Source organism: Rhodococcus pseudokoreensis (assembly GCF_017068395.1).
Lineage (GTDB): Bacteria > Actinomycetota > Actinomycetes > Mycobacteriales > Mycobacteriaceae > Rhodococcus_F > Rhodococcus_F pseudokoreensis.
The window spans coordinates 47355-67374 of sequence record NZ_CP070619.1; the positions used below are offsets into that span (position 1 = coordinate 47355).

Annotated in this window: 12 protein-coding genes and 2 pseudogenes; 6 read left to right on the plus strand and 8 right to left on the minus strand. The window is 63.7% G+C overall.

Features of this window, described 5'->3' with window-relative positions:
* Window positions 1–118 precede the first annotated feature (118 nt).
* Window positions 119–3205, plus strand: coding sequence for an NAD-glutamate dehydrogenase domain-containing protein (locus tag JWS13_RS05595; RefSeq protein WP_420855043.1), 3087 nt, complete (start codon window positions 119–121; stop codon window positions 3203–3205).
* A gap of 271 nt (window positions 3206–3476) precedes the next feature.
* Window positions 3477–3869, plus strand: a pseudogene (locus JWS13_RS05600) (transposase); the annotation flags it as partial.
* Between the two features lie 198 nt (window positions 3870–4067).
* Here the strand turns inward: JWS13_RS05600 and JWS13_RS05605 are convergent.
* A complete protein-coding gene (locus tag JWS13_RS05605; RefSeq protein ID WP_206004891.1) occupies window positions 4068–5456 on the minus strand; it encodes an amidohydrolase family protein in 1389 nt (462 codons plus the stop codon).
* 1109 nt (window positions 5457–6565) lie between these two features.
* On the opposite strand from JWS13_RS05605, the gene JWS13_RS45450 reads away from it, so the two are divergent.
* Complete coding sequence (locus JWS13_RS45450) at window positions 6566–7324, plus strand: Clp protease/crotonase-like domain-containing protein (RefSeq protein WP_241032112.1); 759 nt, start codon at window positions 6566–6568, stop codon at window positions 7322–7324.
* Window positions 7325–7475: 151 nt separating this feature from the next.
* Here JWS13_RS45450 and JWS13_RS05620 read toward each other — a convergent pair whose 3' ends face one another.
* On the minus strand, window positions 7476–8078 hold the full coding sequence (locus JWS13_RS05620) for a TetR/AcrR family transcriptional regulator (RefSeq protein WP_241032113.1): 603 nt from the start codon (window positions 8076–8078) through the stop codon (window positions 7476–7478).
* A gap of 273 nt (window positions 8079–8351) precedes the next feature.
* Here JWS13_RS05620 and JWS13_RS05625 point away from each other — a divergent pair, with 273 nt between their 5' ends.
* Window positions 8352–9503, plus strand: coding sequence for a serine hydrolase domain-containing protein (locus JWS13_RS05625; protein WP_206004892.1), 1152 nt, complete (start codon window positions 8352–8354; stop codon window positions 9501–9503).
* On the opposite strand, the gene folP is transcribed toward JWS13_RS05625, so the two are convergent.
* A complete protein-coding gene (gene folP, locus JWS13_RS05630; RefSeq protein ID WP_206004893.1) occupies window positions 9474–10466 on the minus strand; it encodes a dihydropteroate synthase in 993 nt (330 codons plus the stop codon). The genes JWS13_RS05625 and folP overlap by 30 nt on opposite strands.
* A complete protein-coding gene (locus JWS13_RS05635) occupies window positions 10463–11326 on the minus strand; it encodes a bifunctional methylenetetrahydrofolate dehydrogenase/methenyltetrahydrofolate cyclohydrolase (protein ID WP_206011505.1) in 864 nt (287 codons plus the stop codon). The genes folP and JWS13_RS05635 overlap by 4 nt, the downstream gene beginning before the upstream one ends.
* 247 nt (window positions 11327–11573) lie before the next feature.
* Here JWS13_RS05635 and JWS13_RS05640 point away from each other — a divergent pair, with 247 nt between their 5' ends.
* Complete coding sequence (locus JWS13_RS05640) at window positions 11574–13082, plus strand: sensor histidine kinase (protein ID WP_206004894.1); 1509 nt, start codon at window positions 11574–11576, stop codon at window positions 13080–13082.
* Between the two features lie 6 nt (window positions 13083–13088).
* Complete coding sequence (locus JWS13_RS05645) at window positions 13089–13751, plus strand: response regulator (protein ID WP_206004895.1); 663 nt, start codon at window positions 13089–13091, stop codon at window positions 13749–13751.
* Window positions 13752–13824: 73 nt separating this feature from the next.
* On the opposite strand, the gene purU is transcribed toward JWS13_RS05645, so the two are convergent.
* The 4 genes and pseudogenes from purU to JWS13_RS05665 form a co-directional block, all read right to left on the minus strand.
* Window positions 13825–14685, minus strand: coding sequence for a formyltetrahydrofolate deformylase (gene purU / locus JWS13_RS05650; RefSeq protein ID WP_206004896.1), 861 nt, complete (start codon window positions 14683–14685; stop codon window positions 13825–13827).
* A gap of 33 nt (window positions 14686–14718) precedes the next feature.
* Window positions 14719–15981, minus strand: coding sequence for an aminomethyltransferase family protein (locus JWS13_RS05655; protein WP_206004897.1), 1263 nt, complete (start codon window positions 15979–15981; stop codon window positions 14719–14721).
* 1422 nt (window positions 15982–17403) lie between these two features.
* Window positions 17404–17747: pseudogene (locus JWS13_RS05660) on the minus strand (transposase); the annotation flags it as partial.
* Between the two features lie 144 nt (window positions 17748–17891).
* Window positions 17892–19958, minus strand: a complete 2067-nt coding sequence (locus tag JWS13_RS05665; protein WP_206004898.1) for an FUSC family protein — start codon at window positions 19956–19958, stop codon at window positions 17892–17894.
* Window positions 19959–20020: the final 62 nt, after the last annotated feature.

A 20020-nucleotide genomic window follows, 5' to 3' on the forward strand; every position in this document is an offset into this window, starting at 1 on the left:
TGCGATGGGCAACGGCGCCGCAATGGCAGATCGACTCGCATCACCCTTGGCTGTAGACGAACACGAGGCCATCGGCCGACTGCTGCTCACCAGCAGCGACCGAACGGAAACGCCGCGCATGGTATTCCTAGCCGATACCGTGAGTAACGACGCCGTTGAGGCTGTAATTCTGTGGCCGAATGGGACACCTCTTCTCTCGGACGTCGCAAACGTCTTCGAGCACTTCGGACTACGGGTCGCAGACCGTGACACCATCCCGCTGCCGCCCGGCATGTCGGCCGACGCCGCACTCCACAAATTCATCTTCCGGGCACCACGGATATCAGCACCCCAGTCGCTCATCCGGGTCGCGGAGGCCTTCGAGGCGCAGACACTCCACGACTTCGAGGTCGATGACTTCGGCAAGTTGATCGCCGCTGTCGGCCTGTCCTGGCGGGAGATCGTTTTCGTCCGCGCCGCCAGCCGGTTCGTCCGCCAGGCCGGGCTCGGGTTGTCCGAGAGCTATGTCATCGACACCCTTCTGCAGCACACGCAGTTCGTCGAGTCGCTGGTCCGATACTTCGGCGCGCGGTTCGATCCTGAGCTGGTCGACCGCGGCGCGGTAGTCGCGGAAGCCGTTGCCGCAGTCCACGAACACCTCGATGCAGCAACGACCTTGGACGAAGACCGGATCATGCGGTCGCTGGAGTCGTTCGTCACCGCCTGCCTGCGGACGAACTGGTACCAACTCGAAACCGCCGGCATACCGAAGCCCTACGTCTCGTTCAAACTCGACTCGAGCAGACTCGCTCTCACCGGACCCGTCGTTCCCTACCGCGAGATCTACGTGTACGCCAACGACGTCGAGGGCATCCATCTACGCGGCGGTGCCGTCGCGCGGGGCGGGCTGCGGTTCTCCGATCGTCCCGAGGACTACCGCACCGAGGTGCTGGGATTGATGAAAACCCAGACGGTGAAGAACTCCCCGATCGTGCCGGTCGGGGCCAAGGGCGCCTTCGTCCGAAAGAACCCGGATATCAGCCCTGCAGAAGCATATTCGACGTTCATCAGGGGACTTCTGGACGTCACCGACAACATCGTCGACGGTCACACCGTTCCACCGGAACGGAGCGTCGCGTACGACGACCCGGACACCTACCTCGTCGTCGCCGCAGACAAGGGAACGGCATCATTCTCCGACCTGGCGAACGACATCGCCCTCGACGCCGGTTACTGGCTCGGCGACGCATTCGCCTCCGGCGGCTCGCGCGGATACGACCACAAAGCCATGGGAATCACCGCACGCGGCGCCTGGGTCTCGGTGCGCAGGCACTTCGACGAACTCGGCGTCGACGTGCACGGCGACCCGTTCACCGTCGTCGGTATCGGCGACATGTCCGGTGACGTCTTCGGCAACGGGATGTTGTTGTCCGAGTCGATCAAGCTCGTCGCGGCCTTCGATCATCGGCACATCTTCATCGATCCCGACCCCGATCCGGCCCGTTCGTTCGCCGAGCGCACACGTCTGTTTGCGCTTCCCGGAACCACCTGGGATCACTACGATCGCAACGCCCTGTCCACCGGTGCCGGTATCTGGCCGCGCACCGCCAAGCAGATCTCGCTCTCTCCCGAGGCCCAGCACGTACTCGGACTGCAGCAAAACCTGATTTCACCGAACGAGCTGATCAAGGAAATCCTGACCGCCCGCGTCGACCTGCTGTGGAACGGCGGAATCGGTACCTATGTCAAAGCATCGACCGAAAGCCACTCCGAGGCCGCCGATCCGGTCAACGACTCGGTGCGCGTGAACGCCGTCCACCTTCGCTGCGCAGTGATCGGCGAAGGCGGCAATCTCGGGTTGACGCAGCGAGCGCGAATCGAATACGCCCTCAGAGGTGGTCGGATCAATGCCGACTTCATCGACAACGCCGCCGGAGTCGCCACCTCGGACCTCGAAGTCAATCTCAAGATTGCACTCGATGTCGCGGTGCACAACGGACGAATCGACCGGGAAGAACGTAATGCGCTACTGGCTTCCTCCCGCCCAGATGTCGCCGACGCAGTTCTCAGAAACTGCGAGAGTCAAACGCTGGCAATCAGTCTCGCCGCATCTCAGGCACCGCAGCTGTTGAATCGGCACGAGCGGCTCATCGACAACCTCGAACACAACAACGGCATCAACCGGGTAACCGAGGTGCTGCCGACGAAGAAGGAGCTGGTGTCGCGGACCCAGGCAGGCCTCGGACTCACACGCCCTGAGATCGCCGTCCTCCTCGCGCAGTCGAAGAACGTGGTGCAGGCGGACCTGCTCCACTCATCCGTTCCGGACGAACCGGTCTTCGCCACCGCCTTATCGGCATACTTTCCGCCCCGGATCCGCGCGCAACTCTCCCAGAAGGGAATCCGCGACCACCGCCTGGCCCGCGAGATCATAGCGACGAAGATCGCCGACGACCTCATCAATCACGTGGGCCCCGGTCTGATCTATCAGCTCGACGAACGCCTCGGCGTCAAAACCCCGGCGGTCGCCAGGGCCTATGCGGTTGTCCGGGCTGTGTTCGACGTCGACGAGCTGTGGGCGGACGCCGAACTTCGCACCGACATCACGCAGGCCGAACGCTGGGATCTCCTCCGCAATCTCCAGCACTTCATCGAGCGCACGGCCTCCTGGATCTTGCGCCGCCGCGCCTCGCCGCTGAACGTCGAAGCGGAGATCGATCGGTATCGCCCCAGCGTCCGTGAATTGGTCGCGAACCTTCCTCACCCGACCACGATCGTCGAGACCACTGAGCGAATGCGATTCCTCTGCGAGGTGCTGGACCTGATCGAGACCGCCCGGCGCTGCTGCTGCCCTGTCGACACCGCCGCAGCCGTCTTCGCCCGAACGGACTCCCTGCTCGGACTGACCTGGTTGACCGGGCGCCTCGAGCACCACGCCACGAACAACTGGTGGGATGCGATGGCGGCCGCGACAGTGCGCGGCGACCTGGCCGAACGCCATCATGCGCTGGTCGGAGCCATCCTCGATCTCGACACCGGACACGAAGACCAGGTGCTCGTCTGGCAGGAACGCGCGGCAGACGCCATCAACCGCTTCTCCCGTATCACCGCCGAACTCCGGCGCGACGGCGTGGTCGACGTCTCCCGTGCGTGCACAGCCGGTGCCGAGCTGAAGCTGCTGGTCCGGAGCACCGGTGCTGGCGGAGCCGGGGATACCACCGCATGAGCCAGCCCTATAGCTAGGCATCGGAATGCTACCGGCGACGGAACTCGAAATGAGGTCGTGCGTGCCGCTGTGGGCGTCATCGACACGGCGGTTGCGGGCACGAAGAAGTGGCGGTTGCTTGGCAGCGGTTGCCAATCCGGCAGGAGTTGTCGCACATATGAGAACCGATACCTCCGACAATACTGTCCGCCCTCGACAACCTGGATGCATGAATCGCCGTCGGGGTTTCCCCCCTGAGTGAGAACATCGTGAACACTGAGGGGGGAGCCCCCGGTTCCACGCCTTCTTCACCGCCACCGGCCCGGCTGTCCTGGACACGGTCGCCGCGGACAAGGTTCACCGCGGACACGCTGCGAAGCCCGGATCCGCATCCTGAAAGACACCGGCCTCGAGAATTTTCCGTCGGGGTCGGTTCGCCGCCAACAGTGCCTGGCTGGTGCTGGCGGTGATGGCGTTCAATCTCACCCGCGCCGCCGCCACCCTGACCGGGACCCGCCTGATGCGGGCGACGACCGCCACCATCTGCCGGACCCTGATCTCGGTTCCGGCCCGGATCGCGTCGTCGGCCCGCCGGCTCACTCTGCACCTGCCGCGGCACTGGCCTTGGGAATCGGAATGGAACCAACTCTTCATCCACAACCGGGGTCGAAAACCCCAGGCCACCTATACCGCCCGGCCCCGACCCGAAACCCAGTGGAACAAACCGACACTCAGGTCGGACGAGCACCCACACCCTGACAGCCCATCAACGCCCGCAACCGGACTCATCACTCAGCCCAACCTCGATCGGTGGATCGAGGCTTGGAGCACTGCGCAGTCGAGCGGGGTGATGTGTGACTGATCGGGCACCCCGCTCGAGCTGTCACTCCGGGATAGGTGTCCCGGTTGGGGCGGTCACGATCTGCTGGGTCGGCAATGCCGAGCGGTCGACAGCTACGCCTTCCTTGTAGATCGCTGCGATGTCTCGTAGATTCTCGGTGTCCGCAAGCGGATCTGAGTTGAGCAGCACAAGATCCGCGACCTTACCTACCTCGACGGTGCCAATCCTGTCGAGCTTCCCATAGGCCTCGGCGACGTTATGTGTGAGAGCCTGAATAGCTCCCATCGCGTTCAATCCTCGACCCTGTAATGCCTTGACCCAGGTGAAATGGTCTTCCCCAAGCGTGGTCGGCCTATCTTCCCATAGGTCGTGACCCAGGTCTTGGAGTACGTCGTGTGATGTGCACCCGGCATCGGTGGCCACCATCACGTTCGCGCCGGCATCGATGAAGTTGCGTTCGTTCTTTTGGTGCTCGGGGCTGTTGAGTGCTCCCCAGAAGTTACCGTGTGCAAGGAGTTTCACGGAATAGTCATCGGTCATGGGCTGGATCCCCACGCCAATGCGACGGTCCGCGATTCGACGTACCAGCTCGTCCGGGATGACCTGATTGAACGTCCAAGTCGGATGAATCATGACGTCGACCTCGACGTCGGTCGCGATCTCCAGGGCTGGGACTGCAAGAGTGTGCGACAAGAAGGGAAGCCCTTCGGCGTGGGTGTCTTCTGCCATCCAGCGAACCCACTTCTCCGGGAAGGTGTGATAGGTCCGCATCGAGACCGGATCGAGGTGCGCTGTGAGGTGATCACTGATTGCGACCTTGACCATGTCTACCCCAGACTGGACGTAGTCCCTGAAACGTGCGCGGACCTCCTTCTCCTGGAACAGTGTCAGTTCGGCACCGACACCAGCGGAAAAGAGCGCGTCGATGCGATTCGCGAACGTCGGCGAGATAGACTGGCGTGCATTGAAGTTGAAGTCTGGACTGAACGGGCCACCCATACCGACGATGTTGCCAGCCGCGAAGATTCGGGAACCTTGCGAAGCTCCCGAGTTGATCCGATCCCGAGCCTCGAGGACCGGATCGCGGGCGTCCCACGTGTCGAAAACCGTCGTGACGCCGTTTCGGAGGGACAACTGTGCACCCTCCTCGATCACCTTCACAAAGGATCCTTCGTATCGAGCAAGATATTCGACGCCGCCTACGCCCATCATCATGACGCCGTCCAGGAGGTGGATGTTGCCGTTGATGTAGCCGGGCAGCAACCACTTGCCGGAGACATCGAGGACTTCAGGACCCGAAGATGCGTCGTACTGTGACGTCGGGACGATGCGGGTAATCACTCCATTTTCGACGACGACGGTCCTTTCCGTCAGCGGACTACCGCCACGACCGTCGATCAGCGTGGCTCCAGACAAGGCAAATGTGGACACAGGGGTCATCCTCTCGGTCTTCCTATGGTGCCGATCACTCCATGAACATGGAAATGCATGGTTCATGGTTCAACGCTTTTAAGTTTCGACATTGTTACCGCCGCACTCGCGAGTCGAGCGTGACGCGCGCGACCGAGTTGTCCAGTCCGGCAAGGTGACATCCAGGACGTGCGGGTCGGAAACCCGACGGGTTCGGCCGCCCGCTTTGTGGGGTCAGTCACAACGCCACTTAAACATATACAGCAATAGTTCATAGTTCAAGACGTCGGCGTTACGATTGTGTTCAGCTCTACGACTCTGCAGGGCACCGGCGCCGATCGACCAGCTCGGAGGCTTGACTACACGCGGGGCCGTTCCGGCGAATCAGAGCCGATACCGGCTACTCCCTCGTCGCTGGTACCGCTTCGACAGGCGGACTGAAGCCGACCGTGAGGTCGGGCACGCCCGGCCCCAATCCGGGATCCACTTGCACTGGACTTCCTTAACCCGTGGGTGCGGTTCGGCTTCCGCGTTTCGCCGCAGCATTCGCCATGGAATGCTCGACGCGAGCGGGCCGTCTCCCGCAAACTTGACCGACGGCACTGACCGTCTGGTGATGCACATGGCGGGCGCTCACACGCACCAGCGACAGGATCTGCACAAAAGCGCGAGCCTTCGTTCGCCAACCTCGCATGGGGAATCCGACCGCCACATTTTTTTCCACCGCAATGCTGCTGTGGTGGCTGTGGATCTAACACGACCATCGAGTGCGCCATTTGAGCCTCGATCGAAGTCGCCGTCGACACAGCTACCGTCACCGAACGCGGGATCAGAACAGCCGATCTCGGCGGTAACGCTCAACCAGAACATTCGTCGACGCCATCACGCACTATTCAGCAGGTCACCATGCTTTGACATCGACGATGCGGCGATCTAAACGAGTCATCACACGCACAGCTCAACACACCAATCGGTTTACCTAACCGATTGGTACTGATAGATTCGAGGCGCCGCGCCTCGGCCGTCCCTGTGCGCCGGTCCGTCACAGCGGCTTGTCCATGGATGACCCAAGCACGTAGCGACACCTCGAGCTACCCGATCAGCACCATTCGAAGCGCGAAAGACATCTCATGACTCCCTTCGTGACCTACCGAGGCAAGGTCTCCGTACTCGACCTCGGTGACGACGAGAACCGCTTCTCGTTGCCCTGGGTCGACACGGTCGACCGGATCCTGCGCGATGCCGATCGGGGCCGAACGCATGCCCTGGTGACGACGGCGACGGGCAAGTTCTACTCCAACGGCCTGGACCTGGAGTGGCTGTCGAAGCACTCCGATCGCCTCACGTGGTACGTCGACCGCGTCCAGGCCCTCCTTTCCAAGCTCCTGACGCTGTCGGTGCCCGACGTGGCAGCCATCGACGGCCACGCCATTCGGAGCTGGGGCGATGCTCGCGATCGCACACGACTACCGAGTTATGCGCGCGGACCGCGGATACCTCTGCTTCTCCGAAGTGGAAATCGGCATCCCCTTCACCACAGGAATCGCCGCTCTGATGCAGGCGAAGCTCTCCCCGCAGACAGCTGTCATCGCGATGACGACCGGCCATCTTTACGACACCTCTTCACCGGAGTACACGGCAACTACCTGCGCGGCAGCATCGAAGCCGCCGGACTCGACCCCAACAACCTCGCCGTCGCCGACCCCACCGCCATGGACTTCGGCGTCGGCGAAGACGCCGACACCAGCACGAGAACGGAAGCCAAGCCCTGGCGCGACATCTGGGGCGCCGGACAGGGCATCGGCGCCATCGACGCAATCGTCCCGGCAGCACAGATCGTCGAACGCCTCAGCCGTGAGTACACCGATGCGAGAGCTCACCTGCTCTAGGCGCTCCACCCCGGACGATGATCACTATCGGCACTGACAGCCGGTGGTGACACCACAGCGCCACTCGGTAGCGCTCCCTCATAACCCGCCCCGAGGAGCACTGCCGGGCGTTCCCTGCCGGCGGGCCGCCAACGGGCCGGTCAGGCGGCTGTTACCGAATGCTGGGCCTGCTTGCCAATTCGACAGTGAAGTCGAACGCTTTGTCGACGCGGGCGCGGTCCCCGGTCACAAGGAGATCAAGTTGTAGACCGCGGATCTGCGCCAGAACCATCGTTGCCAGCACAGACACTTCCCCCGGTGACCGGCCGTCCCGCGTCAAACGCTCCTCGATGGGAATCAGCCAGTCGCTGACGATGGACTGGACCAGGTTGCCCGTACGCTCCGGCTCTCGCGCGGCGCGACCTACCAGTTCAAACAGCAGCACGAACTGGCGTTGTTCCTCCGGTTCACACAATCGGCGCCACACCGTCCGCAGAAACTCTGGGGTCGATTTGGCGGCGCGCAGGTCTTCATCGTGCTCCAGCCGAACCAGGAAGTCCGAGTGGATCTTTCCCACAACCTGGAGAAGCAACTCTTCCTTCGACGAGAAGTGCCGCAACAAGGTCGCATGAGTAATACCGAGCGTGAGGGCAATCGGACGTAAGGAGACGTCACCAATGCCGTGGTCGAGGACATACTCGGTCACCGCCGCCAACAACTCCGGCTTCCGATGCTGATGGCGAAGCGTACGACCGTCGATGCGTCTGGAGTTCATCGCCTGAATCTTAGCGCTCAGCTCGTCCGAATTTATCCACACCATATGGTTGTAGTAACCATTTGGTTCTGATAAATTTCACACAATGCCAGTGAGAGCCATCACACATTTGTTTCCAGCCCAAACGCCCGGTCCACCGGAAACGTCACTCGGGGACCGAGTGAGCGCAATCGCTCGCATGGCCACAGCTGTCAGCACGGCCAGCCAGTCAACTGGAAAGCCACCCCGCTGCCGGTGTCACAGCTACCACCGCAACCACACCCGAGGATCACCATGACCAATCAGATCGAAACGCTTGCTGCCATGGGCTTGTTCACCGGCGCCCCCCAGCACGAGAACTTTTGCCGACTGTCGAGCCTGCTTCCCAGCAGCACACTCGCGCCGTCGTCGACGCCGCATGAGTGGCCCCAGGGCGCCCCGATCGAACTGCCGATGAGCTACGAGTACGCCGGTGCAACCAGGTCGCTCGAGCAGTTCTTCGTCGACACCGACACCGCTGCGCTTTTGGTCCTCGAAAACGGCGCCGTCCGGTACGAACGCTACGCATTGACCGGTGGCCCCGACGTTCCGTGGATCTCCATGTCCGTGGCGAAGAGTTTCATTTCGACCCTGATCGGGATCGCAATCGCCGACGGCAACATCGGCAGCATCGACGAACCGATCAGCGACTACGTGCCGGTCAATCCCGGCTCGGCCTACGACGGGGTGTCGATCAAGAACGTGCTGCAGATGTCTTCCGGCGCAGGGTGGAACGAAGACTACAGCGACACCACATCGGACATCTTCCAGCTCAACGCCGCCATGGCCGGTGTAGGTACCCTCGACGACTTCGTCGCCGGTATGGTCCGCGAGAACAGGCCGGGAACAGTCTGCCGCTACAACTCCGGAGACACTCAGGCCCTCGGGGCCCTGCTCGCCCGGGCGACCAATCGCTCGATCACCGACTACATGCAAGAGAAGTTGTACGAACCGCTCGGAATGACTTCGCCCGGCTACTGGCTCGTCGACGCAGCCGGCCGGGAAGTGGCATTCGCGGGACTGAACATGACCGCACGCGACTTCGCCAAGCTCGGCGAGCTCTACCGCAACGGCGGAGTGTGGCACGGAAACCAGATCGTCCCGGAACCGTGGGTCCGCGCCTCGATCACACCGGACGCCCCCCACCTACGGCCGGGACAACCGATCGTCGGCACCCACCACTTCGAACTCGGCTACGGCTATCAATGGTGGCTCCCCGACAGCGACCGAGGAGAATTCAGCGCAATCGGCGTGTACAACCAATTCGTCTACGTCGACCCGACACGCAGTCGGGTCATCGTCAAACTCTCCGCCAACCGCGCCTACGGAACCACCGATGACGAATCCACCAACCGAGAGTCCGAAACGGTCGCCTTCCTACGAACTGTCGCCGCTGCCGTCGCATAACTGAGTCCGTCCGTGCCCCTCGCCCGACGGATCTTTTATCTGGTTTTCAGGGGGCACCCGAGACCGCTTTGTTGGGCCTGGCGGACGTGGGGCGTGTCGCACTTTCTCAGCCACGCGGAGGGCATCGATCGTACCGGGAACGTCGTGGACCCGGACACCCCACGCGCCACGGTGTGCCGCGAGAGCGGAGATGACTGCGGTGGCGGTGTCACGGCCCACGGTGGGGCGGTCCTGGCCATCTTCTCCGAGTAGTGCACCGAGGAAACGTTTTCGGGACGCCCCGATGAGAACCGGGTACCCAAGTGCACACAGTCGAGGGAGATGGGTCAACAGCGCCCAGTTGTCGTCACTGCTCTTGCCGAAACCCACGCCAGGATCGACGATCACCGATTCCGGAGAGACGCCCGCGGCGAGCGCGCGAGAAACCATCGCGGCGAGGTCGTGGAGGACTTCGGTGACGATGTCGCACGGCCGTGGCCGCCCCGAGTCCGACATGCTGTGCCAGTGGTTGATGATCAGTCGAACTCCAGTTTCTGCTGCAACGTCAAACATTTCCGGGTCAGCGCCACCACCGGACACGTCGTTGATGTAGGTGGCACCGGCGCGGATTGCTGCCGCGGCGGTGTCGGCTCGCATCGTGTCGACGCTGACCGTGACGCCGCGCGCAGCCAGTGCCTCGACGACGGGGATCACTCGGGCCTGCTCGGCCTTCCCCGGTACTCGGTGTGCCCCAGGGCGGGTGGATTCACCACCGACATCGACCACGTGTGCGCCCGCTCGGTGAAGGCGGAGTCCGTGTGCGACGGCCGAGGATCGGGCGAGAAACCGACCCCCGTCGGAGAAGGAATCGGAGGTGACGTTGAGGATGCCGACCGCGGTTGTCCCGACCGCTTGGGCGCCAGCGGTAGTGGTGGAGTCGGGTGTGTGCGGGTTGGCGAATCGCGGCGAACAGGATCGGCTCATCGCGTCGGGAATGCTCGTTCGGCGGCGTCGACGATGTTGACCAACAGCATCGCGCGGGTCATCGGCCCGACACCGCCGGGCATCGGGGTGAGGTGGCCGGCGATCCCCCAGGCGTTGGGGGCGATGTCCCCGATGATGCCGTTCTCGGTTCGTGTGATACCCACATCGAGGACCGCGGCGCCCGGTTTGATGTCGGAGCCGTCGATCAGGGCTGCGCTGCCGGCCGCGCCGACGACGATGTCCGCCTCGCGCAGGTGCTTGCGCAGGTCCCGGGTTCCTCGGTGGCACAGGGTGACCGTCGCATTCTCTGATTCGCGGGTGAGGAGCAGGCCGAGGGGACGCCCGACGGTGATGCCACATCCGACGACGACGACCTCGGCCCCGTCGAGCGGAACACTGTACCGGCGGAGGAGTTCGACGATGCCCTGGGGCGTGCACGGCAGTGGTCCCGGGGCGCCGAGAACCAGCCGGCCGAGGTTGACCGGGTGCAGGCCGTCGGCGTCCTTGTCCGGATCGATCCGCTCGAGGAGCGCGGCCCGGTCGACATGCGCAGGCACCGGGAGTTGCACGATATATCCGGTGCACGCCGGCTCGCTGTTGAGGTCGTCGAGTGCGGCGAGGGCGTCGGCGGTGCTCGCGCCGGCCGGAAGGGTGATCTTGAACGAGGACACACCGATCTCGGCGCAGTCCCGGTGCTTGCCGGCGACATAGGCCCTGCTGGCCGGGTCCTCGCCGATCAGGACCGTCCCGAGTCCGGTCGCGACCCGCCGAGCGGCCAGCGCCGAAACTCGTTCGGTCAGCTCACGCCGGATGTCCCTGGCTGTCGCCTTGCCGTCGAGTACCACCGTGGGCTCGGTCATCGTGGACGAGAGTGCGCTCACCGAACATGCCCCTTTCGAGAGAGTGACGCAGGAGGTCGTGGATGACGCGTCCTGCGGAAGGCGTGCGTGTCGCGGCGCCTGCTTCGCTGTCAACGCTAAGGGGGCCCGCACTCGTTCGGCAGTGGCGTCCGACGGGAAAAACCTGCCGATCGCGGCGGGCATCACTAGGTCAATTGACGCGCCGCCCGCCGACTCGACTGTTCCGTGGCGTCCTACCATGAATCAGGTGAACGGTAGATCGATCGTGGACGCAATCGCCATCGGGGTTGCGGTCGTCGACGACGCCGGCCGCTTCGTCTCGACCAATTCCGCCGGCGCGGTCATGCTCGGCGCCAAAGACACGGGTGAACTGCTGGGGGTGCAGAGCCCGTTCGACATCGGCGCCGATCCAGCCGGGGCGGACACAGAGGCCGATGCTGCTGCCGAGCGGGTCGGCTACTGGGACGTCGGTCTCGAGGACTTCGTGACGCTGTCCTACCAAGTCGGCTCTGCGGTGGCCGGCGGAACCGTCGTCACCTACCGGGACGTCACCGATCAACGGCGGCAACAAGGTCGCGTCGCCGCGTTGGCCCGCACGGCAGCAAACATGGCATCCCAGCACTCGGTGGCCACCGTGCTCGATGCGATGGCGTGGGAAGTCCAGCAATCCGAGGGCGTCGCCGCGACCCAGTTCATCACCGTCGCGCCTGCCAGCAGGCGGCTGCAGGTGATGGGGGCTGCCGGGTTCTCCGAGGTGCACACGTTCTTCGACCTGCTCATGGCCTCGCACCGCCGGGGTGCGACCCTGGCCACCTACGAGGTGATGGACAGCGGACGGCAGATCGTCTACCCGAACCGGAAGGCCGCCATGCTGGCCGATCCCAATTGGCAGCCGCTCCACGAGTATGTCTCACAGATCGAGTGGGATGACTTCGTCTGCACACCCTTGGTGACCCGCGGCAAAGCGGTCGGCGTCCTCAACGTCTACATGGAACCGAGCTATCACGCCGGACAGACCATGCTCGACTTCTTCACCGCGATGGCGGACCAGGCATCGCTGGCGATCGACTACGCCACTCTGCTGGAACGTGATCGCATCGCGGTGCGCAGAGAAGAACGCAAACGCCTGGCCCGCGATCTTCACGATTCTGTTGTGCAGCAAGTATTTTCGATCGGCATGCAGGCACGGGCCCTGGAGCGGATGGGCGCCAAGGCACCCGAGCCTCTCGCCACGGACATCGCCCGGATCGCCGCGGAGGTCGCCGAGCTGAGTCTGGCGGTGCAACACGATCTACGTGGGGTCGTCCTCGCACTGCAGCCGTCGATGTCCGCCGAGATGGGGCTCTCGGCGGCATTGCAACTGCTCGTCGAGAAGATCACCCGCCGCACGGACATCCGGATCGAATTGTCCGTCGGACCGGAACTCGACGAGGACGACACCGACTTCATCGAGGACGTCTACCAGGTTGTCAGCGAATCCCTGCACAATGCTGTCAAGCACGCGGCACCGTCCACCGTCGCGGTGAGCGTGGATGTATCCGAAGGCCCTCGCCTGGTGCGGGTCGACATCATCGACGACGGTACCGGTCTGACGGCCGCAGCCTCGACCACGGACGGCTACGGACTGACATCCATGCGGGACCGGGTCGGCAGGTGGTCCGGGCAGCTTCACGTCACGACGAACGACTCCGGCCGCGGCACCCACGTCAGCGCGTCCCTCGTGCCGCCCCCGCCACATCCCGCCCACAGGAAGTAGGACGCCATGGACGAGTCGGCCACAACGATTCGTGTACTCCTCATCGACGATCACGCGGTCGTCCGGCGCGGAATCACCAGCTTCCTCGCCTCCACCGACGACATCGTCGTCGCGGCCGAAGCCGGCGACGGCGTGGAAGCCCTGGAGAAGCTCGCCGACATGGCGGCACACCAGCAGCTGCCCGACGTTGCCCTGCTCGACCTCGTCATGCCCCGAATGGACGGGGTGGAGACCGCCAAGGAAATCGCGGCCCGCTACCCCACTGTCCGGGTCGTCGTCCTGACCAGCTTCGGGGAGACCGAACGAGTGCACGCCGCGCTCGCCAACGGCGCCTCCGGATATCTCCTCAAGGATGCCGATCCGTCCGAGGTCGAGGCTGCGATCCGCGCCTCGACCCGCGACGAGGTGTTCCTCGACACCGCGATCGCCCGCCAACTGACCCACCAGATGATCACGCCCGCAGCCGGACTGCGAGCGTTGAGTGCCCGCGAACGCGACGTCCTCATCCTCGTCGCCCGCGGCATGTCGAACCGTGCCATCGCCACGGAGCTGTCGATCAGCGAACGCACCGCGCGCACCCACGTAGGCAACGTGCTGGCGAAGATGCACCTCAACTCACGCACCCAGGCCGCACTCGTCGCGGTCCGGGAGGGCCTCGTTCAGCCCTGACCCGGACGGGTGTCGCGGCTCGCGTACGACGAATCGGCTGGAGGCGTGTGCCCCCAGCCGGCTCGTTTCCCGCTCAGTCGGGGAAGACCACCGTCGTGCCGGCGTTGGTCAGCACCCGCCCGGTCAGATGATGGTGGACCGCCGAGGCGAGCACGCGGCGTTCGATGTCGCGGCCCTTCCGCACGAGCTGGTCCGGGGTGTCGCGGTGACTGACCGGCTCGACGTCCTGCACGATGATCGGCCCCTCGTCCAGATCCCCGGTCACGTAATGCGCTGTGGCGCCGATCAATTTGACGCCCCGCGCGTGCGCCTGGTGATAGGGCTTCGCACCCTTGAATCCCGGCAGGAACGAGTGGTGGATGTTGATGCACTTGCCGGCCAGTTTCGCCGACACGTCGTCGGACAGGATTTGCATGTAGCGGGCGAGGACGACGAGGTCGACCTGGTATTCCTCGACGATTCCGAGCAGCTTGCTCTCCTGCTCGGCTTTGGTGTCCTTGGTGACCGGAAGGTGGTGGAACGGCAGGTCCCCGAGGTCGATGTTCTGATACACCTCGCGGGGATGATTCGACACGATACCGACCACATCCATCGCCAACTCCCCGGTCCGCCACCGATACAGCAGGTCCACCAGGCAGTGATCGAGCTTCGACGCCATGATCAGCACCCGCATGCGCTCCTCCGTGCCGCGGATCGCCCACGTCGCACCGAACGAGGCCAGCACCGGCGACAGCCCCGCGGCCACCTCGGACTTCTCCAAGTCGGCGCGCACGGTGTCGAACTGGATCCGCGAGAAGAACCGCCCGGTCAGCTGATCGTCGAAATGCTGCGCGTCGGTGATGGTGCAGCCCAACTGCAGCAGAGCGGTCGAGACGGCGCTGACGATGCCCGGCTCGTCGACGCACGAAAAGGTCAAGACATAGGAATGGGTCATGATGACGGCTACTTCACATTCTGGGAGAGAGGCTTAGGCGGTGCGGAGGTCGGCGCGGCGGCGGTCCGGCTTGTACGGCGCCGGGGCCACGGTGGCACGGATCGCCTTCTGCGGGCCGTCCGGGCGACCCCAGTGCACGGTCAGTTCGGTGCCCGGTTCGCTGTGGGCGACGTCGATCGTGCTGAGCGAGAGCATCTGCCGGTAGTAGTAGCTGTAACCTCGGGAGGTCGCGACACCCACCAGGTCGTCGCCGGCGGTCACCTTGTCCGCCCACATGAACCCGCGCTGGTCCCGTGGCATCTCCATGTAGGGGTAGTTCTCCCCCGGCCGGAACAGGGACGCGAAGACGTCCTGGACGTCGTCGGCATCCCACACCAGTGTGCGGATCACCCGACGAGGGTCGGCCTTCTCCGCCTCGAGCGCGGCACGACCGAGGAAGTCGTGGTCGAAGTTGATGTTGCGAGCCCAGCCGAGCTCGACCGGGCTCCGGTAGTACTCGCTGATCTCGCGGCCGTCGTAGCTGCCCGCGATGTACGCCGGCTGCGCGAACGAGGGCATCGAGGAGGAGAACACCTCCAGGTACTCGGCCATGTCCTCGTCGAAGATCGCGGGGATGTAGTCGGTGGCGATGGTGGGGAAACACGCCTCGAGGTGATTGATCATCGCGACCCGGCCGCCGAGCTTGCGGATCCCGAACTCCTGACCGGCCTCGACGATGACGTCGTAGATCTCCTGCCCGTACTCCTTCGGTCCCTGCAACTCGAACCCGATCTCACCGGACATGCCCTGCCGCAGCGCCCAGATCTTGTGGCCGGCGACCGTGATCGGATGCAGCCGCATGAATCCGGTGTCCCGCAGACCGGTCTGGCCGCTGACCTTCTCGAGCACCTTCACCGAGTTCGGGCCGGAGACCTGGTAGATGAACCAGTCCTCCTGCTGCACCTTCACGTCGTAGTCGGTGCGGCCGAGCTGATAGCTGGCCCAGAAACCGCCACGACCGTGCAGCATGTAGTCGTCGTCACCGAACCGGGTCAAAATCCCCTCGTGGATGACCTTGCCGTTCGTGTTCGTGTGGATCAGGTGCTTGGACTGGCCGTGGTCGAACTTGGCGAAGCTGTTGACGGAGATGTCCGAGAACAGCCGCAGCGCGTCCGGGCCGGTGAACCGGTGCTGCCACAGAAACGACCAGTCGCCGATATAGCAGGTCTCCTTCCACGACATGCTCTCGTCGAGCCAATCGGTGTACTCGGGCTGCCCGAACCGGCTCCACGCGTACACCTCGGGTGCGGTGCGCATTCCATCAACACTGAAAGTCATTGTCTTCCCATCACTCCTACAGGCGAGATCGTGCACCTGAGTTCGTCGTATCTCCACGGTAGGACCGCGACACCGACCGGCGACACACTCGTATGACTCCGATCACGACGCTTCATGACCCGCCCCGGCTACGTCATTTGACCCGAGTCCGGGCGTTTGATGGGCCCAACAGAGATACACGTCCCGAACCCCGCACACCGATCCGTCGCAGAAACAGCGTCCACCGCGAGGGCAAGGACGTAGGCACTGTGATCCGACCTAGACGAAGGGCCTCGAACTGCTGACAGCAATGCCCGACTCGAAGTCGATGCAACCCGAGAACGTTCGACCAATTCCCGCATTCGTAGATATCAAACGATGCGACACCGCACGTTGGTAGGCAGTCAAGCGTCTTTCGATGGATAATAGAACTACACGGTCGGATGTACTTCGACGTCGTCTCCTCCCTCGAAATACGATGGCATCTATGGCGAACAACAGGTGAGGATGTTCCCCAACTGGAGGCGTGTGACATGACTGGATCCTGCGCGATGGACGTCAACGGCACCTGAGGACTGACCCCTTTCCGGCAGGCGGATTCAAGGGTGGATTCGAGTAGTCGTCGCAACACTGTCGGTTCATGGTGCCAGACCCTCGGCGAAAACCTGTGCCGGTGTTCGCCAGTCGAGGTTCATACGTGGGCGACTACTCAGACGCTCCTCGACGTCGCGCAGCGTCTCGGGGCCGTGGACGGACAGATCATGCCCTTCGGAAAGTACTGCCGAAGCAATCCATTCGTATTCTCGTTCGTGCCACGCAGCCAGGGCGAAGCGGGATGAGCGAAGTAGACGCGCCCTCAGTGAACGGGTGCCCGAGCAGATCATGGCGCGCCATCTCCCCACCCTGACCCCAGGTGATCGTCCAACGCGAATGCTCGGGGATCTGCTCGAACAGCGCACTCATGGCCGCAGCAAAAGGTTCGGCGCGGTGACCGCCGGAAGATGCAGGAGCCGGACGTAACGGCTGCGCCGATCGAGCACCTGCTCGACCGGCCCACGATCAAATCTTCACCCAATCCCCAATCCGGCTGCGTTTTTCGACCACTTCGGGACGCACATCGATCGACTGAGAGGGAGTGGCGAACCGAATCCGACGCTCATACGCTCGGCGCCGCCGTCGACGCAGCGAGCGCCTGGTCCGCAGCTTGCGGGGCAGCTGCGGCACAACTCCGGCCGCCCGCTGTTGTACAGGACTTGATAGATGGTTTCGTGGCAGACGTGCCAGCTGGGGCGGTGCGGATACTCAGCCCGCAGCCACGCGGCGATCTGCTCCGGACTCCACGTAAGCTCGAGTTTTGTCCTCCACCTTCGCACGAAGCTCCAGGTCGTCGAGCAGACGACCCAGCGGGATCGAATCGAGCGCAACGATCTCGTCGACACCGGTCAACCGGCGCTGGCGTTTCTTGACGATCTGCGGGTCGAACGAGGCGTCGGTGTCGCGAGGGACCTGGGTCTCGACCGGTCCGATTTCGGTGAGCACCGTCTTGCTGCCGCGTCCGTTGCGGGAATTGCCTCCGTCTCGCCCTGTGAACTGGTGTTTCTCATATCCGAGGTGCTCGTCCATCTCGGCGTCGAGTGCGGTTTCGAGGACGTTCGCGGTGAGCTGGTTGAGTAGCCCGTTCGGGCCGACCAGCTCGACACCCTCGGCTTTCGCGTGGCCAACAGTTAGTGGGCCAACTTCTGGTGGTCAATCTTCGACTGATCCATGGGATCATGTGTTTCGGTCATCGTCTTGCCTCCTCGCCAGCTAACTCGGCGTGTCGGCCAGATCCAGTTCAACCGTTATCCCGACAGTCCCCTTCCCCTTCGGCTGTCCAGGCTTGTGTTTCGGAGGGCGTATGTACGACGCCATCACACACGCGTCAATGCCTCCCCCATTGTGCGGTTGAGGGTGCTGAGCGAGCGGACGGCACTGCGAACCGGCCCGGGCGTAGCAGTCGCCTGCAGCATGACGTCGGGTGCCGAGGTTTCGGTGAGTTTCTCTGGAGGCTCTACGTGCTCGCCGGCGAGTGCGCGTTTGACGTCGGCGATGGTTTCCTTGGTGACCTCGGCTGCTTGGCGCAATGCCGTCGCGGTCGCCTGCGACGGTCCGCTGTCCGGTTCGCCGCGAGAGGCACTCACCCCCGCTCGGGCAAGTGCATGAGACGACCGATTGCTGGCCGTCATGATCCGCAACAACCGTTTCGCTCCCCGACGGGTCCGCGTCGTCGGTCCCATTTCCAAGGGTTTGCCCGCCGTGACAAGGTCCTTCAGCGCGTTGTCCAGCTTCCGGATGTCGGCGACGAGGTCAGTGTCGCTGCCTTGTTGGACGACGGCTCCGATAGCGGTGTCGATGATGGCAGTCATCTGATCGAGGTAGTCGTCGATCTTCGAGAGCAGCGTCGATCTCGTTCCGGTGGAGAAGATGAAGTACGCCGCAGCTATTCCGACGATTCCTCCGGCCGCCGTTTCGTAGATGCGCAGTTCGAGTACCTCGATGCTGAATGTGCCGAGCAGTCCGTACAACATCGCAAGCATGACGGTGACGAAGAAGGAGAGCAGTGCGTAGGCAACCGTGACGAGGTAGAACGCGAAGAACACGCAGACGACGAGCAGGAGCAGCTGCAACGGCCGGTTGTTTCCGACCAACGCAGACAGCAATACTCCTGCAAGAACTCCCGCGATGGTGCCGACGACCCGGTGGCCTGCGCGAGAGAGAATCTCACCGCGGGTAGACGCTCCGGTGAAAACGAGGAAGGCCGTCAGGACCGCCCAGTACCAGCGGTCGGGCGAGATGAGCTCACCGAGAATCGTTGCAGCGCTGGTCGCGACGGCGACCTGGATCGCAGCTTTGGTGCTCGGATTCCATCCGGTGTCCGTTTCCTTACCCTCGTCCGGCTTCTTCCTCGGCTCGGATTCTGTTCGCAACGCATTGTTGGTGATGTGATGGATCGCGATGTGTGCCTGCACTGCTCGCATCGCGACGGCGGTCGCGATACCCGCCGGAGTCGAGGGATCGGACTTGTCTGCGGCCGCGGTGGCGAGGCGTCGGGCAGCGCGGAGTTGGTCGTCCGACGGATTGTTCTGCAGACACGATCCCAGTGCCGTGGTCGCCTGCCCCAGCGAATTCGGCCACGACTTGTTCGGGTCGAGCGCCCACAGTGCGCTGACAAGTTGTTCGGTAGCAATTTGCGCGTCGAAGATGCGAACGGACAGATCATCGTTTGTGACGCTCAGGAGCTGGGCGGCATCGTTGCGGTCGAGCCAGTCGTCGATCATCAGCGCTGTGTTTCCGAGCCGGTCGAGTTTCCTGCGGAGGAGATCGAGATTCCGATCACTCCTGCGCGACGCCACCTCCAGCACGTCGATCGACGCGGCCCGCAGCGCCCGAACCAACCGTTTGACTTCGAGCCCGGGCCGATCCGGCAGAATCACGATACGGACGAGGAGCGAGATACCGACACCGGCGACGATGGACACGGCGAGGATGGGAATCTGCCCAGGCTCGGCCCGAAGGAAGAGCGCGAAAAAGTAGCAGATGAACGCGACCATCCCGAGAGCCGTACCCCGCGGGCCGTAGCGCCGCACCCAGACGGCCGCGAAGAGCACCACGATGAAGCCCACATCGGCGACCTTCCCAAACTGTGACAGCACCGCCGACATCGATACCGCCGCGACTGCAGGGAACACGAGCAGCAGTGTCGTGATCACCCTGCTGCGCTGATCCCTGTCCTTGACCGCCGCCGAGGACTGCATCGCCACGACCGTCCCGAGCAACGCGACGGTCAGTGGCTGCCCGATCACATGGGAACCCGGCAGCAGCACCACCATCGCGAGCACGACAGTGATCGTCGTAGCGGCTGCGGCACGGAGCCGCAGCCTGCCGGGATCGGACACCGCGAGAAAACGGACTGCCTCCTGCGCGAACCGAAAAGCCATTCACCGATTGTGCGCCTTCGACACCCGCGCATCCGACAACCCGCCGCACACAACCCGGGTCC